Annotated in this window: 24 protein-coding genes and 1 tRNA gene; 19 read left to right on the top strand and 6 right to left on the bottom strand. The window is 37.6% G+C overall.

Translation table 11 applies throughout. The annotated features are described in order from the left end of the window. Positions 1-51: 51 nt before the first annotated feature. Positions 52-126: transfer RNA gene (locus BMZ99_RS03445), tRNA-Gly, on the top strand. A gap of 78 nt (positions 127-204) precedes the next feature. Here the strand turns inward: BMZ99_RS03445 and BMZ99_RS25910 are convergent. Then, positions 205-795: a helix-turn-helix domain-containing protein gene (locus BMZ99_RS25910; RefSeq protein ID WP_139214735.1), complete on the bottom strand. Its 591-nt coding sequence runs from the start codon at positions 793-795 to the stop codon at positions 205-207. Between the two features lie 192 nt (positions 796-987). On the opposite strand from BMZ99_RS25910, the gene BMZ99_RS03435 reads away from it, so the two are divergent. The 10 genes from BMZ99_RS03435 (at position 988) to BMZ99_RS26205 (ending at position 9,925) form a co-directional block, all read left to right on the top strand. Next, positions 988-1,173 (top strand): MerR family transcriptional regulator, encoded by a 186-nt coding sequence (locus BMZ99_RS03435; RefSeq protein WP_090932961.1) that lies wholly within the window; start codon positions 988-990, stop codon positions 1,171-1,173. A gap of 1 nt (position 1,174) precedes the next feature. Then, entirely contained in the window at positions 1,175-1,300 is a 126-nt protein-coding gene (locus BMZ99_RS27320) for a hypothetical protein (protein WP_281246735.1), read from the top strand. Positions 1,301-1,379: 79 nt separating this feature from the next. Next, on the top strand, positions 1,380-1,733 hold the full coding sequence (locus BMZ99_RS03430; RefSeq protein WP_090932959.1) for a hypothetical protein: 354 nt from the start codon (positions 1,380-1,382) through the stop codon (positions 1,731-1,733). Positions 1,734-1,993: 260 nt separating this feature from the next. Next, positions 1,994-2,320 (top strand): hypothetical protein, encoded by a 327-nt coding sequence (locus BMZ99_RS03425; RefSeq protein ID WP_090932957.1) that lies wholly within the window; start codon positions 1,994-1,996, stop codon positions 2,318-2,320. Between the two features lie 3 nt (positions 2,321-2,323). Further along, entirely contained in the window at positions 2,324-4,186 is a 1,863-nt protein-coding gene (locus BMZ99_RS03420) for a type IV secretory system conjugative DNA transfer family protein (RefSeq protein ID WP_090932955.1), read from the top strand. A gap of 10 nt (positions 4,187-4,196) precedes the next feature. Further along, a complete protein-coding gene (gene mobF / locus BMZ99_RS03415; protein ID WP_090932953.1) occupies positions 4,197-6,743 on the top strand; it encodes a MobF family relaxase in 2,547 nt (848 codons plus the stop codon). A 248-nt stretch (positions 6,744-6,991) separates the two neighbouring features. Beyond that, a complete protein-coding gene (locus tag BMZ99_RS03410; protein ID WP_090932951.1) occupies positions 6,992-7,999 on the top strand; it encodes a hypothetical protein in 1,008 nt (335 codons plus the stop codon). Between the two features lie 21 nt (positions 8,000-8,020). Next, positions 8,021-8,359, top strand: coding sequence for a hypothetical protein (locus tag BMZ99_RS03405; RefSeq protein WP_090932949.1), 339 nt, complete (start codon positions 8,021-8,023; stop codon positions 8,357-8,359). Positions 8,360-8,373: 14 nt separating this feature from the next. After that, positions 8,374-9,507 (top strand): type IV secretion system protein, encoded by a 1,134-nt coding sequence (locus BMZ99_RS03400; protein ID WP_090932948.1) that lies wholly within the window; start codon positions 8,374-8,376, stop codon positions 9,505-9,507. Between the two features lie 262 nt (positions 9,508-9,769). Further along, complete coding sequence (locus tag BMZ99_RS26205; protein ID WP_175490467.1) at positions 9,770-9,925, top strand: hypothetical protein; 156 nt, start codon at positions 9,770-9,772, stop codon at positions 9,923-9,925. Positions 9,926-9,978: 53 nt separating this feature from the next. Here the strand turns inward: BMZ99_RS26205 and BMZ99_RS03395 are convergent, their stop codons facing one another. Next, positions 9,979-10,224 (bottom strand): antitoxin VbhA family protein, encoded by a 246-nt coding sequence (locus BMZ99_RS03395; protein WP_090932946.1) that lies wholly within the window; start codon positions 10,222-10,224, stop codon positions 9,979-9,981. A gap of 162 nt (positions 10,225-10,386) precedes the next feature. On the opposite strand from BMZ99_RS03395, the gene BMZ99_RS03390 reads away from it, so the two are divergent. From BMZ99_RS03390 to BMZ99_RS26690, 3 genes are all read left to right on the top strand, one after another. Continuing rightward, positions 10,387-11,625 carry a tyrosine-type recombinase/integrase gene (locus tag BMZ99_RS03390; protein WP_090932944.1) on the top strand — a complete coding sequence of 413 codons (1,239 nt, stop codon included), beginning with the start codon at positions 10,387-10,389 and terminating at the stop codon, positions 11,623-11,625. A gap of 117 nt (positions 11,626-11,742) precedes the next feature. Next, on the top strand, positions 11,743-11,976 hold the full coding sequence (locus tag BMZ99_RS03385) for a type II toxin-antitoxin system HicB family antitoxin (protein WP_090932942.1): 234 nt from the start codon (positions 11,743-11,745) through the stop codon (positions 11,974-11,976). 59 nt (positions 11,977-12,035) lie between these two features. Beyond that, positions 12,036-12,461 (top strand): type II toxin-antitoxin system HicB family antitoxin, encoded by a 426-nt coding sequence (locus tag BMZ99_RS26690; protein WP_217645037.1) that lies wholly within the window; start codon positions 12,036-12,038, stop codon positions 12,459-12,461. A 332-nt stretch (positions 12,462-12,793) separates the two neighbouring features. On the opposite strand, the gene BMZ99_RS03375 is transcribed toward BMZ99_RS26690, so the two are convergent. Then, entirely contained in the window at positions 12,794-13,390 is a 597-nt protein-coding gene (locus tag BMZ99_RS03375) for an SLATT domain-containing protein (RefSeq protein ID WP_090932939.1), read from the bottom strand. Positions 13,391-13,507: 117 nt separating this feature from the next. Continuing rightward, entirely contained in the window at positions 13,508-14,482 is a 975-nt protein-coding gene (locus BMZ99_RS03370) for a hypothetical protein (protein WP_090932937.1), read from the bottom strand. Positions 14,483-15,608: 1,126 nt separating this feature from the next. On the opposite strand from BMZ99_RS03370, the gene BMZ99_RS03365 reads away from it, so the two are divergent. Then, on the top strand, positions 15,609-16,043 hold the full coding sequence (locus BMZ99_RS03365; RefSeq protein ID WP_090932935.1) for an acyl-CoA thioesterase: 435 nt from the start codon (positions 15,609-15,611) through the stop codon (positions 16,041-16,043). A gap of 371 nt (positions 16,044-16,414) precedes the next feature. Here the strand turns inward: BMZ99_RS03365 and BMZ99_RS03360 are convergent, their stop codons facing one another. Both BMZ99_RS03360 and BMZ99_RS03355 read right to left on the bottom strand, forming a co-directional pair. Beyond that, complete coding sequence (locus BMZ99_RS03360) at positions 16,415-17,740, bottom strand: FAD-binding oxidoreductase (RefSeq protein ID WP_090932933.1); 1,326 nt, start codon at positions 17,738-17,740, stop codon at positions 16,415-16,417. Between the two features lie 381 nt (positions 17,741-18,121). Continuing rightward, the gene (locus BMZ99_RS03355) at positions 18,122-18,457 is read right to left on the bottom strand and encodes a helix-turn-helix domain-containing protein (RefSeq protein ID WP_090932931.1); all 336 of its coding nucleotides are present in this window, start codon (positions 18,455-18,457) and stop codon (positions 18,122-18,124) included. A gap of 406 nt (positions 18,458-18,863) precedes the next feature. Between BMZ99_RS03355 and BMZ99_RS26200 the strand changes: the two genes are divergently transcribed. From BMZ99_RS26200 to BMZ99_RS03345, 4 genes are all read left to right on the top strand, one after another. Beyond that, positions 18,864-19,022, top strand: coding sequence for a hypothetical protein (locus tag BMZ99_RS26200; protein ID WP_175490466.1), 159 nt, complete (start codon positions 18,864-18,866; stop codon positions 19,020-19,022). 442 nt (positions 19,023-19,464) lie between these two features. Beyond that, positions 19,465-19,635 (top strand): hypothetical protein, encoded by a 171-nt coding sequence (locus BMZ99_RS26195; protein WP_175490465.1) that lies wholly within the window; start codon positions 19,465-19,467, stop codon positions 19,633-19,635. Between the two features lie 30 nt (positions 19,636-19,665). Then, positions 19,666-19,848, top strand: a complete 183-nt coding sequence (locus tag BMZ99_RS03350) for a hypothetical protein (protein WP_090932929.1) — start codon at positions 19,666-19,668, stop codon at positions 19,846-19,848. A gap of 168 nt (positions 19,849-20,016) precedes the next feature. After that, positions 20,017-20,553 (top strand): phage holin family protein, encoded by a 537-nt coding sequence (locus tag BMZ99_RS03345; protein ID WP_090932927.1) that lies wholly within the window; start codon positions 20,017-20,019, stop codon positions 20,551-20,553. The last annotated feature ends 10 nt before the right edge of the window (positions 20,554-20,563 follow it).

Below are 20,563 nucleotides of genomic sequence, written 5' to 3'. Positions count from 1 at the left end.
AACAGAGCAAAAGAAAGCTTCAGCAGTGCCTCAACATTTTTTATATCGTGTGCGGGTGTAGCTCAGTGGTAGAGTACCGGCTTCCCAAGCCGTGGGTCGAGAGTTCGAATCTCTTCACCCGCTCCAGTAAATTCAAGCCTTCTAGCGATTTGCTAGAAGGCTTTTTTATGTCTGGAAGGCATATTGGAAGGCAATTGAAAAAAATTATTCATCTATATCTTTAGGAAATAACTTATGAAGAGCTTTACCAATTTTAATTGCACGTTTGTATTCTTCTGAATCTTTGTCAGTTGCATGATAAATTGTAGGGCCTATTAATCCTATTTTTTGAAGATAGTATTTGCCTCGTTTTAAAAGTTCATTATATAGGGTTGGTTCGAACTCTTTCATTGCTTCTTTATATCTAGCTCGCCTTTCATAATAATCATCTAAGGCATCATAAAGCGTTAAAAGAATTTCCATACGTTCTTTAATAGAATGGTTTTCAACACGATAATCCAAATTTTTATATCTTTTTGGAACAAAATATGTCGCTTCTGTACTTAAAATGATATCTTCTGCTATTTGAAGGTATTTTTCATATTGGGGATCATCAGAACGGCCAGTAAGATAGTCTAGAGAAACACCAAAATAATTGGATAATATTATAAGACCATGAAATGCTGGATAAGATTGTCCGGATTCATAAAGCTGATATTGCCGAATTGAGATATGCAATAAGTTTGCCATATGTGATTGCGTTTTTTTTGAAGTGCCCCGCAAATATTTAAGTCTTTGAGCAAATAAGTCTGACATAAAAAACTCCTAAAAAGTTATTGACACGAAATTTAATTTCGTGTATATTGAAGTTATTATAATTACGAAATTTAATTTCGTAATTATAATAATGGGAGTAATAAGATTATATGGAATAATTTGATTAAGAGATAACCTAAATCAAGTTTAACAGATAATCAAATAAAAGTAAAAATAAAAGGAGAGAAAATAATGATGAATAGTCGAAATTTTCTGGATTTAGAGGAAGTGAGAATGGAAGTGTTTTCTGGAAAAATTTCCCGTGCATATTGTTATGTTCTCGTAAAACAAGGAAAAATAAAAGCCATTCGTGTTGGTAGAAAAATTTTAATACCTGTGAATGAAGCAGCGAGGTTATTGGCAGAGGGGGTTAATTAAAGTGAATGAATCCACTCCTATTTCCTACACGAAACGCCGAAAAACAACCTATATCATTGGTAGTGATGGAAAACGCAAAAGAAAACGCAATAGAATAAGGAATCTGGAAGTGTGCGGAAAAAGATGAAATTAATTAAAGCCTGCCAGACAACACGATGAAGAATTCATTTGATGTTGTTGGCAGGTTTTTGATTTGGGAGGAATATATGGCAAAACGACGGATGATTAGCTTGGAGATAGTCGACACTGACTTGTTTCTTTCTATGCCGATTACTTCCAGGTGTCTCTACTATGATTTGCTTATTCGGGCAGATGATGATGGTTTTGTTGGTTCACCTAGGAAAATTCAGAGGATGATTGGTTGTTCGGAAGATGATTTTGCAATTTTGATTAATAAAAAATTTATAATTCCCTTTCGGTCTGGGATATGTGTTATAACCGATTGGCGATTGCAGAATCGAATTCGTAGCGATCGATATACGCCTACTGTGTATCAAACTGAGCTTCAGCAACTCCAATTATCGAACGGAAGATATCTTTCATTAACTGGAAGTAATTAGAAAAAAATGACATACCAAATGGCAACCAGTGGTTATCATTTGGTTGCCACAGTATAGGTTAGTATAGGTGAGTATATATTACTCAGTGATTTTTTTATCAAAAAATCACTACACCTGACGCATCTTCGTCAATGCCAGTAAAGCTAGGTAACGACTAGCTTTTAAGAAGCCGTCCTATAGCCGTACGAGTAAGCATGCAATTGGCATAAACCTATATAAAGATTAGGATTATAGAAGCCGTATACAAAGGAGATAAATCTATGCCTACTAGAAAACTCAAAGAAGAAGAAATTCGTGTTTACCTCACTGTTGAGCAGAAAAATCAAATTAAAAGAATGGCAAATATCAATAATCAATCGCTATCTAAATACCTGCTAAATGCTGTTATGGCAACAAGCCTAGACACTGCAAAAATGGATTTTTACCAATCTATCAATGCAGATCAACTTCATATAAAAAAGAGCCTATTAGTTTTAACTCAGCTAATGTTACTCATTGGATCAGAACAACTTAAAAGCCAAGACCAGATTATGGAGTTCTATCGTGAGCGTGTTGAAGATGCAGAACAAAGATTTGGGAGGGGTTAATATATGCAGGGCTATCACACACATGAAACATTTTTGGGTGATTTGAGAATGTATTTAAATATGTTTAGGAAGGCATTTTTAGTTGGCTTGTTTATTCAATTTTTGATGATGGGTTACACCATCTATTATATTTTCGAAAAGTTGGATACCACTTACATTGAAGGTACAAATATAAAACTTCCATTCTCAGTATCTCTTAAATATTATTCAGGATTTCCGGGACTCTTCTCAAAAGATATTAAGGTCGAAACTGAACTTCTGCCTTATGCAAAGGGATGGACTGAACTTCCAGTTGAATACTATCGTATCGTTGCCGATTATGTAACTAATGACACATACGCTTACTATGGCCATTATGCGGAGCAACGGTTCAAATGGTCCTTTGGTTGTTACATATTCTCTGTTGTATATTTAATAATTTTTATAGGAACGGCAAAAAGCCAGAAAGATGAAAAATTTATTAGAGGTGGCAGCATAACTCCGAGCTCTGTGTTTAACAAACAATTACTTCGTCAGGCTAAGAAAAATCCTTTGAGTAGCCTCAGGATCGGCAAAACAATCTTACCATTTGAGATGGAATCTAAACACATATTGATTCTTGGCACTGCTGGCAGCGGCAAGGGCGTTCTAATAAACCAGCTAGTAAAACAAATCAACAACAGGAAGCGAAGCAGTCGAACCAATGACAAGTGCATTTTTTACGATCCAAAAGGTGAATTTGTTGCAAAACAATTGCAGTCAGACAGTTATATTTTTTCACCGTTTGATAAGCGATCATTGGCTTGGAATATATTTAATGAGTTAGAAATTCCCCCTGATTACGATGTAATGTCTCGCAGTTTGTTTGCATCACCAGATACCAAGGATAGTTACTGGTACAATTGTGCCTCGGATGTCTTCCGGACGGGACTTGTCTATCTTAAAGCCAAGAACACAACATCAAATTCGGATTTATGGAACTTTTTTTCCCAGCCATTATTGGCCATACAGGAGGCGTTTAAGACTCTGCCGATTAGCGAACAAGGCGCTCTGAAGCATATTGATAAATCAGACAGTCCAGCTTCTGCCTCGATCATCAGTATCCTGCAAGAGCGGATTCAGTTCTTTAGGTATTTGGTTGATTTAGACGGTGATTTTTCATTCAGAAAATTTATTCGCGATCAGCATGAAAACGAAGGACAGCAGCCAAACTTATTCATACTAAATATTGAGCAATATTCAATTATTTTTAAACCCCTGATGACGTTGGCAATTGACACTATGTGCCGAGAAGCATTATCCATGCCTGACAAATTAGATAGAAGAATCTTTTTTATAATTGATGAACTAGGAACACTGAACCGAATGGATTCTATTCTTAAGTTAGAAACAGTCGGTCGTTCCAAGGGAGCTTGCCTGATCTGTGCGAACCAAGATCTAGGTCGTATAGAAGAGCAATATGGTCGCGCTAATCTAAAGTCTTTTTATAATAACTTCAACACCACGGTTACCCTTAGAATTAGAGAGCCTGAAACTGCAGATTTTTTATCTCGAGCAATTGGTGAGCAACAGTTAATTAAAACATCACATTCTCGCCAAATGAGTCCAAGCGAAGTCGGGGATCGTAAAAGTATAAGCGAACAGGACAAAACCGAACGACTAATCTTGCCCACAGAATTCCAAGCGCTGCCGGATCTACATGCCATTGTCAATATTGCTGGATTTGGAATCTCCAAAATTACTATCCCAGCCCTGTTCTATCCTGAGCAACACCCTAACTTTATTATGCGTGACTTCCTGTTACCTCCAGACCCTCCTGAACCTACCACTGCAGTAGCAGTACAAGAGGACTTTGAGCCAATTAGCTTTACAAAGCTAAAAATTTAGGAGGTGCTGAATGTTAAGCATTAGCAATGTCGGTGCAAGGCAGGCTGCATCATACTACGACAAGGATGGATATTACGCACGAATGGAGGACAATGGTGATCACTGGCAAGGAAGACTTAAAGAAGACCTCAATCTTTCGGATGATTTAACCAAAGAAGATTTTAATGCTTTAGTAAATGAACGAGAAGAAAGAGCAGGGTATGATCTCTGCTTTTCCGCTCCAAAATCGGTGTCTATAGCCATGTGCCTAGGCGGTGAAAATCGTCAGGATATGATTTCAGCCCATAATATTGCAGTCAAAACGGCATTAGAGCTAATCGAGCAGCGGGAGATTGGTGCAAGAATCACTAAGGACAAAGTAACGAAACACGTCAAAACCGGGAATATGATTGCAGGTTGCTTTAATCACTACGTGTCACGGAACCAAGATCCTCAACTTCACACGCATGCTGTAATTTTAAATAAGACCAAGCATAATGACAAATTTTATGCCGTTGATAACCCAGACCTTTACCGTAACAAGATACTCTATGGACAGATATATCGAAATGTATTGGCTAAACAACTCATGGACAAAGGTTATGACATTATTGTTACAGATCCGATAAAGGGATTTTTTGAGATGAAGAGGATTGAGCAAGGAGCAATTGAACAATTTAGTAGCCGCCGCCAAGAGATCCTAGAAAAACTTAAAGAATGGGGTGCTAGTACGCCGGAAGCGGCTGGTGCAGCAGCTATGATGACCCGAAAAGCAAAAGAGCATAAGGACATGAACGTACTGATGAAATCATGGCAGGAAACCATGAAAGATGTGGGTGGAGTCGACATTGCCAAATCAGAAATTCCTGTAATTTCAACTCCAGAACAACAAAAAGTTGAATTTGATCAAGCCGTTAAGCGTCTTAGTAGCAGAGCTTTTGCTTTTACAGAGCGCGAGCTTAAAAAGGCAGTATTGGCTTCGGGTGTTGGATCAGGCATGTCAGAAACTCAATACAATGAATTATTAAAGTCAAATGCTGGGAAAATTCTCGTTGCCTTGGGTGGTCGTCAAGACATTCAAGATGATGAGACCTACTATACGACACTTAAGAATCTCGAAAACGAAAAAAGAATTTTTACGGAAGTTGCAAAATCAAAGGGGAGTATGCCAGGACTAAGAGCAAGAGAAGTTGAGGGTTTTCTTGATAGAGCGTTAAAAAAAGAAAAAACAGCACTATCAGGTCAACAGCGTGATGCAGTTCTACATATAGTAAACACGAAAGATCAATACAGCGCAGTCCAAGGCTTGGCTGGCACTGGAAAAACTCACATGCTGAACTATGCACGGCAGGTCTTAGAAAACGATGGCTACACGGTCAGGGGAGCTTGCTATACTGGCAAGGCAGCCCAAGGATTAGAGGCAGATGCCCAGATACCTAGTAATACCATTCACAGTTTTTTAAATCAACTGGAGAGAGAGGCAGGAAATGCCAAACCCGGTGAAGACATGCAGCTAAAAACTGACTGGAATTTGGGCGGCTTAAAACCTGGTTACACCAAAGAGGCTTGGATCATTGATGAAGCGAGTATGGTTGACAACAATACCATGCTATATATCACTGAAGCAGCAAAAATTAAAAATGCAAAGGTAGTTTTAGTTGGTGATCGTCAACAGCTTTTGCCAGTTGGAGTCGGAAATGCCTATTCTGCACTGACGGAAACTGGAAAAATCGCTACTGTTAGGCTTGATGAAATCAGACGACAAAAAGACAAAGATCTGCTTCAAGCTGTCCGAGAAGCGGTTTCAGGGGATCTTGCCAAATCGTTGGAACTCATTGAAAAGGATATGCAAGTCATTCCAAAACATAGCGAACGGATAAAGGCAATTGTAAACGACTATACCGCCTTAACATTGGAAGAGCAAAAAAAGACAGTCATTTTGACGGCAGCTAACAAAGACCGACATTCCCTGAATCAATCCATTCGAGCCGAGCTAATAAAGCAGGGGCATTTAGCAGCGGGTCGTGAATGTACGGTTGGCGATGTAACAGGTAAAACCTTTATGCGGGAATTTTCATTACGTGACAAAGTAATCTTTCTTCAAAATAATTACAAGATGGGAGTCAGGAATGGTCAGACTGGAGTAATAAAAAATATAAGCAATAATATCCTGACTATTGAATCTGGTGGTAAAGAGATTGTCCTTAATCTGGAGAAGTACAATAAGATTGATCATGGCTATGCAATGACGGGGCATAAAGCACAAGGCATTACTACAGACAGGGTACTGGTGAATTTGGACTCTACACAGAAGCAGTTGAACAATAGGAATGCTTTTTATGTAGATATTTCAAGAGCGCGTTATGAAGTTAAGATCTATACGGATGACACGGTAAAAATCCAAGGTCAAATTGAAAATTTCGCTAAAAAATTAACATCAGATGATTTTTTAATTCCAGAGAAGGAACATGCCAGTGGAAAAAAACGGGGGTTTGACATGATAATACAAAGTTTTAAGGGATTAAAGAAAGAGCCTAAAATTGAAATAGAAGAGCAAAGAATAGGTATGCGATTTTAAAAGCGTTTTTCGGCCGCAGATTGTACCACAGGTACTCACTCCATCAAGGGCTTTCGCGGCATAACAGCAACCCCCTACGGGCTGCCCCCTATTATTCCACGGTCCCTTGACTGCGCTCCGTTCCTGCCGTAGTTTATCGTCAGCGAAAAACGCAGCAGGGGGCACCGCGTAGATTGAGAGATCTGCAATCTGAATTGGTAGCTTATCCTAAACTGAAAAATCGCAAATAAGTTAAGGGGGAATGCAGTGTGGTATATAAATGCCAGAAATGTGGATGTCTTTTTTCAGTTGAAAATTTTCATCCCAAAGAACAGATTGAATATGCTGTTTGTGCGCAATGTGGGAATGGGAGGCTTGCTGAAGAAGTTGAAAATCAAGAGATTTGTAAGATTTCTGATAATTCAAGTGAATATGGAAACATGATTATTGTTCCCGTAGAGATTAAAAGCAAAAAAATCAAATGGATATGGGATGAAAAGGAGAGGATTCTTGTGATTAGCCAATCACTGTTTGAAAGAATTCAAAAAAAGATACATAAGACAGTACTGCTCATGATAGGCATCATACTCTGGTCTAATATATCCTATGCTGGCCTTTTTGGTGGTGGATTCTCAGGGCCGATGCCGGTGTATAACATTGATAAAACAGTAGACGCGGCTGCTATCGCTACACAAGTAAACACACTTAAACAACTTGAATCTGCATTGGCTGTAATGGACTCATCCACGGCTGCTGCTAATATGCAGCAAATTCAAGCCAGCTTGCGCCAACTTGTACAAATGCAAAATCAAATGTCTGGTTTATTTATGGACTATGAGAACTTTCAAACTGCCTGGAATTCCCAGTATCGAGATTTTGCCGATTATAACAATATGACGGCTGCAGATTATGCTGCAAACGCTCAGATGCTCCGAGACAGCATGAACCAAAGCATATATAATGCCATGCTTAGCCAGGGATTTGTAGCACAGAATGCAGACACTGGTGCTGCAATTCAACAGTTATTGCAAGCATCTCAAACTGCCGAAGGAGCTTTGGCGGCTGCCCAGGTTGGCAACCAGATTGCTGCCTTGCAAGCCCATCAAATGCTTCAGTTTCAGCAAATGGCCGCACGGAGTAACCGGGCGCAAAATGAATGGATGGAGTATCAAGTTCGCAAAGAACAAATGGAACAGGCAGCTGCCGAACAGTTCTTCCAGGAACCACCGAAACCTAAAAAAGGTCAGGGAGCTGGGTTTCCAGATTTCGAAAAATAAAAGAAGATGGAGTGAAATAGTATGGCTGAAATTTTCTTATCTTGGAAATTCTTATTTTGGGTTGTTGTTCCTATTGTCTTCAAATGTGGAGGAGACTTTTTAGAACGCTATCGGCCGCAGCTCTTTGCTAAACATAGACGTAATCTTATCATTGCTATGATCGTATATTTCTTTTTGGCTATCGCGATACCCGGTATGATATTCTTATACGCTCCTAAAAAGGAGCAAACTACGTTGCCGGTTGCGACACACGGTTTAGAGGCTACTATACAAGAAGAACAGGCGGCCAAAGATTTCTTTAAAGAGCCGCCAGCACCCAAGAAGGGTCAGGGAGCAGGATTTCCTGACTTCGCAAAATAAGAGGGGGCAGCAGTATGGAAGAAGGAGCTCTCACGCTAATACTCATTAATTTTTCAACTATTTTTCAAAATGCGGTTAAGAATATAACGCCATATGCTTTAAGCCTTTTTACCAGTATTGTAGCAATTGATTTTGCCTGGAATTTAGGAGTGATTTTAATTGAAGACCGTCCTTTATGGTCTACAGTTGTTCGTAAAGTCGTCTATTATGGAATATTCTTATGGATTGTTCAAAACTATGCCGAGATTGTGAGCAAAGTGTTCAATACGTTCCTTACGATCGGAATTGCTGCGGGAGGAAATGTACTGCCCAAATCGGTTTTAACTGACCCCAGCTATATCATTGATATGGGATTAAAAACATTTTTCCCTATTATTGGCTCTATAGGACTAACCAATGTACTTTTTTCACCTAGACCATTAATTGCTATCTTGTCCTATCTTTTTACGACTTTTGGTTATTTCATTATTGCAATGCAAATGTTTATTGTCTACCTTGAATTTTACATCATTAGCGGTCTAGCCGTGTTTTTTCTCCCCTTTGCGTGCCTAGAGAAAACTGCATTTCTGTCAGAAAAGGCGATTGGTGCCATTGTTGCTGTGTCTGTCCGAATCATGGTTATTGCATTTGTATTATCGGCATCCCTGCCATTCTTAGAGGAGTTAGAAAGCACGTCAAATCTACTGACAGGAGCAGACAGCACTGTATTTATGAAGTATATGTTTGCGGTGTTGGCAGTAGCATTTCTATCCTGGCAGGCACCTGCATTGGCTATGGGGCTATTTTCTGGCTCTCCTTCCCTAAGTGGTGGACAAGCAATTAGCGCAGGGGTAATGGCAGCTGCCATCGTCTCACGTACTATCATATCGGGTTTTCAGATGCTCCAAGGAGTTATGGAAGCTGGTCAGAACGGTGCCGAGGCAGGTGGCAAGATGGCTGATGGAGGTCTTGCCAATACAATGAAAGCAGCAAATGCTGCAGCCGGTAGTGAAAATGGGAGCGATATGCCTGGCAGTTATAGTTCGAATAACCCCGATAGTCCGTCACTTGCAAGTCAAATGAATGCAGATACCATAGCTGCAAATACCACTGGCAGCTCAAGTATTGGCAATCAAGCGTCTGCCCCTGCCGATAAACAATCCGGATGAGCCCTCGCTTGCAAGCCAAATGAACGCAGATACAATTGCTAATAACACAAGCGATTCTAGAGGCAATGGTGATGCTACAAGTAATAGATAATCCAGTATATAGCTGATGCTAATGAAGTTACTGGCAGCTTGCAGGCCAAATGGGTGCAGATACAATAGCCGAAAATACTACAGGATGTCAATTTGTAATTGAACATCAATTAGATACTAATTCTCATGTAGAAGTGGAAAAGCAAGAGAAAAATAAAGACTAAGCTAGTCAATGCCTTGGCGAAAAAAATTTGGCGTAGCGAACCTAACGGGCAAAATTTTTTCGCCAACCCGGAGGGCTTGGGCGTTGATTGGCGGCTATGATGAAACCGTAAAATGTTACAAGGGTTATTTCAGCCGGTTTCTTGCTGAAATAACCCTTGATTAGTTACTACGTACTACTATGGACACCCTCATTTTTCATAAGTATAACTAATTTCCTCACCAAGTATAACCTTTTTCCTCCCTTACTTTGATTAACGCTTGTTCATAGGAAATATTTTTATTCTTACTAAATGCTGTGTACTTAACAACTGCTGCTCTTTCAAATTCATCTAGTGTAATTTCTCCATTCTTTACCCGTTTCAGTATAGCAAGTGCTTCCTGGCTTAGTCCTAAGCCTTCCATTTGGTTTGAGCGAATTGCCGTGTCAATAGCCTCCGAAATCGATACTTTTTTTTGGTGCAATATGTATCACCTTTCTGAAGTAGTCTTATATATAGTGACTTCGAGAAATATAGTTGAAGACCTGCTTAACTAATAGAGTTGTTTGTTTTTTTATTTATTTATTATTAGGGGTTTATCGTAATCAAATTAGCTTAAAGTAATATATTGTTTGAGGTGTAATTGATGGCAAAAAAGAGAGCATTTGGTGAAGGAACGATTTATGAAAATAAGAAACGAGATCGATGGGAAGGGCAATTCTCCTATTTGGATTCGGCAACAGGTAAGACGAAGAGAAAGCTAATTACAGGTAGGACTCAAAAGCAAGTTTCTGTAAAAGGTAAAAAGTTCTTGCAGGATATAGAGAATGGATTGTTACCGGATGCTGATAAAATAACAATCTGGCAGTGGCTTGATTGCTGGCTTATCGATTATATAAAACCAAATGTGAGAACTAAGAGCTTTGAGAAGTATGAATCTTGCTTAAATAATTATATACGACCAACCATAGGTCATATTGGCATAACAAAGATAAAAGCACCGGATATACAGCGAGTCTTTAATGACATGTTAGCTAGTGGTGGCAAAGCGAAAACTGGTTTATCTACTTCTACCGTTCGCGCTACAAGGCGTTATCTAAGTATGGCTTTTAGTAAAGCCGTACAGGTAGGAATTCTAGCTAAAAACGTTGTTCAAGTAACTGATGCTCCTCGCCTTGTTAAAGAAGAAATACGACCCCTTACTGAAGAGCAGGCAACTATATTATTACAGACTGCTAAGGAGGGAGAATACTTTTATTGGGGTGTAAAACAACGAAGGAAATCTTCAGAGGGCAATGAGTATCATAAAGCCATGGCATATATGGTTGTCTCATTGGCTTTATCTACTGGCATGCGATTAGGTGAGGTATTTGGACTAAAGTGGAAAGATATAGACTTTCCCAATAATACATTGAATGTACAAAGAGCTTTGGTCTCATCCAACACTAAAGGCATGATATTTGAGGACCCTAAGACGAAAGGTTCAAAGCGTAGAATTCTGGTAACAGTGAGCACCAAAGAAGCTTTAGAGAGGTATCAGAAGGAGCAAAAATGGTTTGCAGATTTTTTAGGAGATAAATTTGACAATGAGGAGAAGTTACTATTTACGAATCTCTGGGGTAAGCCGGTTGATACTTCAAATTTCACTACCCGATATTTCAAAAAAATGTTAATGCAGGCTGAATTAGATAAGGAATTTAGTTTTCATGACTTGCGTCATACTCATGCTACACTGTTACTACGCCAAGGGATTAATATAAAGGTTATCTCTGAACGTTTGGGTCATAGCACCGTAGCAATGACACTAGATACCTATAGTCACTTGATGCCTGATATGCAAGAAACAGCTGTAAAAGCATTAGAAGGAATGTTCGATATAGAGTAAATATTAAATCGTAAAAATGTTTGAGGTGGTATAATAAATCTAGAATAGTAGAGTAATTTTTTGGATCACTTCATAATTAATAGTAATCAATTTCGAAATAATGGAGGTAATGAAATCATGCCTAATAAGAATTTTGAGTATTATATGTCTTTGCCTTATAAAATGATTATTTATCCTGCATCCGAAGGAGGATATGTTGCAGAAATTCCAGACCTTCCTGGCTGTTTAACACAAGGGGATAACTGGCAAGATACTTTTGATATGATTCAAGATGCAAAAGCTGCATGGATTGATATAGCTATGCAGAATGGTAGAAATATACCAGTCCCAAACAATCGTAAAAATGTTTGAGGTCTAAGATAATAGCAATTGGTTTTCACTAGATTTTAGAATAATGGAGGGCGTAATTTATGAATGTTGGTGAATTGAAGAAGATCTTGAGAGGCTTGAAAGACGATACCCCCATAAGAGTAGTTACTAAAGGAATACGTCCATATAAATATGGTGGTGGCAAATGTGTTGGTATAGAATTCGCGAATCCTTGCTATAATCAAGATAAACCAAGTGAAGTTTGGCTAGATATATATACTGACGTACCTACTAAAATAGTAGGAGGGGAGAAGGATTTTGAATACTATATGTCTTTGCCCTACACCGTAATTATTCAGCCATCTCCAGAAGGTGGTTTTGTAGCAAAAATAAGAGAGCTACCAGGCTGCTTAAGTCAAGGAGATACGGAAGAAGAAGCATTAGAGATGATTCAAGATGCAAAAATGGCCTGGATTGATATTGCGATACAAGATGGTACAGATATAACAGAGCCAAATAAATCGTAAAAATGTTTGAGATCTAAGATAAGAGTAATTGATTTCACTAAAAATATAAGAGAAAGAGTGCTAGCCTAAAATGTGCTATCACTCCTTTTCAACGTAATTGGTCATTTCTAACTTAGAGAAAAAAACGATTTCTAAACGTAGAGAAATAGATAGGTCTATTAATCTTCCTCCGTTCTAGTTAAATTTAAAAGGTATCTCGTTAGACCCTGTGGACCCGAAGGGCGATAGTATGTGTAGTTGTGGTCAGGTTAATATACGGATTTAAGCTGTCCACAAATGCACATATCAATCAGGGCTCATTATCACGATTAGAGTCTTTTAATAGCCCTGCTTCAAGCAAATATAAACCAACAAGTTAAAGCAAGTGGGGTAATTGATATAACCCATGATAATAAACGAATTTCGATGGACCACCAGATGAATTTGCTCCATTCATACCGTGTGAAACTTTCGCCTCGATCTCGCAGCGTGCATAAGTAATCAAACGTCGAATGATTTTCTACATTTTCAAGTAAAATCATATACCTTCCATAATGCTCTTGATAATGTATAATGAGAGTTTCGTTAGAGTGCTGTTGACATTGAGTTGCTTCTATATCATAAAGTAATTTGCATAATGCAATATAGTTGCTTTTTAGTTGAAGAGATCGCTCTTTATAATTTTTAGAATTGACATAGAAGGAGGTTCCTGTAATTGAGAAAGAGCATATCAGAAGTATTGTTGAAGCATCAGCAGAGGAAACCATTCTCCCGATTTTTTCCAGATAAAATATCCAAATAGATAATGCCAGGAAGAATATTGCATAGATAAGCTGAACAACTTGATAGTGTTGGTCCCTATTTGCCAGTCGTTCGGATGCTCTTATTCGTGATTCCCTAGTTTTAATGACACGCTTATAAAAAGCATTGTATTTTTCGTCTATATCCATCAAGACTGAACCTCCCGAAGGTAAATAACAAGGAGACAAAAGCCAACTTATTAATCTATTAGTCGAAGAGTATGCGGATAAGACAGAGGTACGGTTTTACCATACCTCTATCTGAACTTAACGATGATTCTTAATCAGATTAACCAGCGTCGTGGCCCAAGCGCCCTTATGCGGAATTCGGAATACGTTATAGCCGCCTTTAACGAGATCTTTACGTGATAGGCGACTGAGAACTTTCCAATCTTCAAACATAACGTAGATTGCATTTCCGTACTCCAAGTTTTCAAAAACGACAAGGTTGTCCGAAAATTTTGCACCAAAATAACGACTGAATCCGCTGGTACCACTGATAAAGACGGGATCAAGATTGTTTAATAAGTCATAACGCTGCTGCAGTTTAGACCTATGGGCTTCAGTCGGACTGGAAACTCTGGATAGGATTCCTGCTATGAAGTCCTCTCTTGTTCCTTGCGGTAGTAGTTCCCAGTTAACGTGTATCGTTTTCAAGTAATCAGCAACAGGTGTCATGGCAGGAAATATGCCACTAACTCCCGTATTTTCTTGTAGTAGGTTGACGTGAAAGAGCAGATCATCATTGAATTCGGTATCTCCTCTCGTTAATCCACCCTCGACTGAAAATTTAACAACACTATTTTCATCTGTAATTTTGCCGCCAGCTAGGATTTCCATTTCAATATGTAGTTCTTTTGCAGGATAAGCTTTCCGCTGATACACTTCTCTAGCCATTGTAATGTTATGGTATCCTGAGTTACCGTAGTTCGGGGCATCCCATGAATACGTTCTAGTTATTTTGGGGAGGTTCTTAAAAACAATTTCTCGGCCTTCAAGGTTATACTTTGAATAGCGCCCATTTGTTGCCTCTGGTTGCACAAATGTTGGAACAGATAAAGTATCTTCGTCAAAGAAAATACCGAGGTGTGCATACTTTCCAGAGATAATATCTGACGTTCTTAAGTTTTTTACCGCCGAGACTACAATATCCTTGATATCAATTGTCTGAAGTTTTCCCACTAAGTCTTCAGACAGTTTTTTGAAATTTTTTCTCCAACCAAATTTTTTAAAGCGTTGCATGTAAGTCCTCCTAAAATTTTTTTACTTTCAAAGGAGGAAAAGACTCGAGTTCGTAGAATATAAAATTAAAGAAGTGTAAATACTAGATGTAAATCTATTCCTCCATGGGGTGAAACGCCTAACGGGAGAAGATGGAGTAACTCCGTTGCGGGACGGTTTTACTCAAGTGTTTCAATATACTACATAATTAGGGGATTGCAAATCCATAAAAGCCTAAGACACCTCCAGATCGGCGCAAGTATTGTATTTCCGAAATATTTTTCGGTGATTTTGCGGATGGATATGAGTGGTGATTTTGGCGTTTCAATTCCCACATTTAATTATAACATGTCTTACAATATGTGACAATTATATTTTGGGGTATTTATTTCGATTTTTCTGACTATAATGTTATTTACTAGCAAAATATAATTAAGGAGCAAGTGTATGCTCGCTTTTTGTTTTTGAGCGGTAAATTTGGCATTCGGTGAAGAATAAAGGACACTTTTTACGCTGCCCTAAGGATTGGCTTAAGAATATTACATGGGAAGGCAATTAGGAAGGCAATAATATATAAAACCACGTAGATTGAGTAGTAATATAGATACTAGAATAAGCTAAATCCTTGATTCTATAGGGTTTGTAGGGCTATCTAGAAACAGTAAAAACAACAGATTTGGATTCCCAAGCCGTGGGTCGAGGGTTCGAATCCCTTCACCCGCTCCAGTAAATTCAAGCCTTCCGGCGTTTTGTCGGAAGGCTTTTTGTAACTTTGTATGCTAAAGATATAATGATATATAAAGAGTGATACTTTTGCTTCAGACGAATGGCCAGGGAAATTGAGACACTTTGGAGTTTGTTGTGGATGGGAAATTATCGATATTATCTCCACTGATGAACCCAAGATTAAAATGCTGGACGAGTCACAAGAAGAACTTTTAACCATGACGTTAATACTAAGTTTGACTTAATTCATGAAAAGAATCTGTTTCCTCTTTTTTGCACTATTTCTCTCAAAATCCTGAGATGGATATTCCATCTCGGGATTTTTTGTGCTGGGAAGAGGGAGGTTTATGGTATAATAAATGTATGGTATTAGCTGAGAAACTGCGAGCAGTAGAGTCGAACATAAGACGGGAGGAAAAATATGAAAAGTTACGAAACATCAAGATTAGTGACAGGTCAAGATATGAATCATCACGATACTTTATTTGCAGCCAGAATGGCTGAGTGGTTTACTGAAGCAACTTTTCTAGGGGCCTCCAACTTATATGGCAAATATGGTGAGACGGATCATTTAGTTGCAGTTGAAATTCATTCGATGAAATTCTTGGGACCTTCTTTTAATGGAGATATGATTAGATTTGTATCAACAGGAGTGAAAGCTGGAAAGACAAGTCTTACAGTTTATACGAAGGCTCTTAGAAACAATACGGAGATTAAAATTGCAGAGGGTTTTTCGACCTTTGTCTGCATCGATGGCAACAAGAAAAAAATACCTCACAACATCGTGCTTGATGAGCCAATAACAGAGGAAGAAAGAGAAATGTTAGAAAAATTTAACAAACTACAAGCTAAATAGAAACACGGGGATAGGGATGTTGTTTTCAATAATGAAGCATAGTCCCTGTCCTCGTGTTTTTTATAGTATTTGATAATAATAAGTTAGAATTTTATAAAAACGGATTTGAATGAAGTATTAGGTCTGCGAGTTCGAATCTCGTCATCTGCTCCATTAAAATCAATGCTTCGCAGGTTATTGCGAAGCATTTTTGTGTTTCTGTATGCTATTTTAGAAAGAGACTATAGTCATCGCGACTAGCGCTTTCGTTATTCTGCGTATCATCTATAATAGAGAAATTTTGTTTCCATTTTAATTTGTAATATACCCATTATTACTTATGCATAGTGCATCCCCATTTGTAATTACAGCGCAAGTAGGAGCGAGCAGAACTATTCACAGCCCGTTTTAATACTCTGTGGAAATTCAAACACATTATGAGGATCATACTCTTTCTTAATGCTCCACAACTTTTGTATATGCTCCCCATAATAAGCGTACTCATAACATGGCAAATTATTATAGGGGAAATTTACATATGAACCCATAGACAACGTATAGATATACTTGAATCCTGATTCTACCCATTCAATAACAACTGGTGCTGCTGCTTTACACTCCCAGCTTGATGAAATTCCCATTATATAGTTAGCCTGCCTGTAAAAGAAAGCGGTACTATCTGTTTTCATGGCACTAACGGCTCCGCCCAATGAGTACAGCCCAATAAATGAATTATCCTCAGTAGGTGCGGCATTTACTATGTCTATAATTTTTTCCAATTCACAATGACAAAGCTGTCTTTCAATAAATCTTCCTGTCGCTTTAAAAGCCTCCCGTTTCGGATAGATTTCCCCTATTATCTTTACAGCATCAATAAAATCGACGTACTCAATATTCTCGAAACTTATTCCCGGTATGCTTAAAAAGGGCTCTAAAATCTGTCTAGCCTCCTCAGGGTATCCATAAAAGAATCCAAAAAGCCAAGGACCTGGCTTATATATTCTCCCGAAAGCACTAATCCTCGTATCTAAATTCCTTAACCACTCTTGCCATACTTGTAAAAATTTAAGCCTAGCAGACTGATTACTCCACTTTAACTCAAAGAGAGTTATTTTGTTTATCTTCCTCAGATGGAATTTGTATGAGGTCACGACCCCAAAGTTCCCGCCCCCTGCTCCTCGCAACGCCCAAAATAAATTTTCATTCTGACAGTGATTTGCTGTTAACAGGTTTCCATTCGCATCTACCATTTGTGCTTCAATAAGACTATCCGTCGTAAGTCCCAAATATCGTGTAGATAAGCCTATGCCCCCTCCTAATACCAATCCAGAAATAGCTACCGTCGGGCAAGTTCCACCGGGGAAGGTATAGCCTGAATTATAGAGAGTTTTATATAAATGCATAAGTCGCGATCCAGCTTGTACTTCAACAGTATCGTCTTCAGAATTAATCCTGATACCATTCATGAAAGAAGTATCTATAACCAATTTATTTGTACCGACAGAGTACCCCTCGTAATGATGTCCTCCAGAGCGAATCCTCACTTGTACTCCCTGTCTTTCTGACCATAATAAAGCATTGATTACATCCTGTATATCACAGCAATAACAAATAGCTAAGGGGTACTTGTTTATCGCTTCATTGTATTCTTGCCTCGCCCTATTATACTCAGCATCACAAGGTAATATCACCTTTCCTGTTAGCCCTTGACAATCCAAAATACTCACCCTTTCTTATTTCTTCAAATTATTTTATGTTAATTGCCAAAATTCTGTTACATAGAAAATACAAGGACAGGGATGTTGTTTTCAAGAATGAAACATAGTCTCTGTCCTAGTGTATTTTACTGAGGGGACGAATCCCTTCGCTCCAGTAAATTTAAGCCTTCCAGCGTTTAGCTGAAAGGCTTAAATATGTTTGTATGATATTTATATGTTAGGAGGGTTGTTTACAGCGACTAGGAAGAAGAATATTACTAACATTCTTTAGTAATATAAATACCTCATGTTGGAGAAATAAAATTTAAAAATTCAACTATTATAACTTTATTTTCTACAAGTTATAACATCGTATTTGGCAATAGTGCTACTTTTAGTATATTAAGTAGATTTCTTATTATATTTTAATCTCATTAGTTCTTTGAATTCTTCAATGCGTTCTAGAGCTTCGGGAGGTAAATCTGACATTGGATCATCATTGGGATGAACGGTAATGGTCTCTTTCTTTACTTCTTTAGGTTTATTAGTGCGACCTAAGAGATAATCTGTTGTAACGACAAAGAAGTCTGCTAATTTAGATAAAGTAATAGCATCTGGTATTGCTTTCCCCGTTTCCCAACTACCGATAGCTTGTTGTGTTACATTGAAATGATCACCTAACTCTCTTTGGGAGAGTCCTTTTTTAATTCTTTCGACTTTTATTCGCTCGTGTAACATACAATCAACTCCCCTGAAGACATTATACAATTTATATTTGTATTATAAAAACAAAGTAAATTTGTTAAAAGCATTGAAAAACAATTTTAAATTGTATATTATAAAAAGTAAGATAACAAATTTAATTTGTTGAGGGGGGTTACAAGATGGTTGTAAGAGAGAAATTTATTGAATTAAAAGGAGGTTGATCTCAAAAGAAATAGCAAATATTAATGGATTCATTCAGCGAGTGCTCCTATGGGACAAAATGTTTTAAAGAGGCACTATGATGCACGTAACCGCATAATAAGGCATTGCTGTACAGTGCAAGTGGATTATTCGTTTTAAATTTTAAAATCGTTTATTAGCATTGTAATAAAGTCTGATAATAAATGAGAGGGGAATTTATATGAATACATATATTACTATGATACGAACCGATGGAAATAATACCTGGGTTCATGTTTACGGGGCGAATTCAGTTGATGATTTATGCAGTAAAATGATAGATGCTTTTAACAAAGAAGACTGCCAGATTTATTATCATCAAGATCTAACAATACTTAGTAAGATTTTAGTAGGATAGAGTACTAACTAAATAAGAAGTGGCAGGCTGGCAGCAGCATTTGATAGGGAATAAATGGGAAATGACATTGTATTCTGAGCCGTATATGCGAAATAAGAGATTACAAAGGGATGCACCACCTTACCTTCATTGGTAGGGTGATGCTTTTTTTATTTATACCTATCTAACATTACGTTAATCTGTACGGATAAAGAATAAGAGAGAAGAATTCAGTTGATAGTCTAAGGAATGTGTTTTAATGAAAGCCTATGATCAGGAAATGCACCGTTTTCATAAAGTTCATTTGCGATGTTGAACTTAAAAAAATAAACATCTGCTACTTGATTTACTGGCGTTTAAATTTTATAATTATAACGAACATACGTTCTTGGAAGGTGGAGTAGGCATATACGTTTTCATACAGAAGAATAGATAGTAATTATAGAATGGGAGGCATTTTAAAATGCTAAATTATGAAGAATTAAAACAATTAACAAAAAAATACTTTGCTGAGGCTAGTGAAGAGCAAATAGAGATACTACTAAGAGATCTTACTAGAGAACTAGAAATTATGACCCATGCTAAAATTAGAGAGTTAGTTGATCTTGAAAGACGTAAAAAAATAACAGGATAATAAAGATTTATTCCTATAGGAGGAATTAAAATGATTAATAATAAAATTAGAGTAATCGCTTATGAAAGGTCTAGAAACAATTACTACTATTTTGAGTTTTCTCCTGGATCAACTATCGAAGAAGCCCGCGATAAAGTTGTTCAATGGCAATCAAAATATGGACTCGCATATATTGAAACATATGAAAATGAAGAATGGAAAAAATACGAATAAATTTTATAACAGAGATTATTATACTGCCTTACTTTTGAAGTGAGGCGGTTTTTTATTGCCCTAATTGAATCTGGTGAAATTTGTACAGATAAAAGTAAGGGGTTGAATTTATTGCAATTTTAGAATGTAAGAAAATAGATCGATTAATATGTCTTGGAGGTGGGGTAGTTGGATATAGAAAATTTATTAAAAGCAATTGTAAAAGCAGGACAAAGTTTGGCCGATGCCTGGATGTTTAAAATGATAGTGGCTTTAGTAGTAAGTACGGTTACCAGTGTACATGGGAGTGCATTAATTACATTTGTTACACTGGTATTTATTGATTTGCTTACTCGATGGATTGCTTTATGTTACATGCACTTAAAGGATTGCGGGATGGAAAATGATTTATTGAGTTGCATCATGGACATTCCAACGGCGTTTAAAGCAGGATATATCAATAGCAATGCTATGAAACATCGATTTGTTGGTAAAATTATTGTCTACATAATATTAACCTTTATGGCAGTAAAAACAGATGAATTGCTGCAGCTCTCAGGTGAAACAGCTTTGATATTAAAAGTAACTTGGGTTTATCTTGCAGCAACAGAAGCCATTAGTGTGTTAGAAAATTTAAGAGACGCAGGAGTGGAGCAGGCTAGCGGCTTGCTTGATTTTTTACGTAGTAGATTAGCTGTATTTGTTGAGAGATTTAAACAAAAGTAAATTGGAGGAG

The sequence above is a fragment of the Pelosinus propionicus DSM 13327 genome, from assembly GCF_900114615.1.
Classification (GTDB): Bacteria; Bacillota; Negativicutes; order DSM-13327; family DSM-13327; genus Pelosinus; species Pelosinus propionicus.
This window is presented reverse-complemented; position numbering and strand designations above follow the sequence as displayed.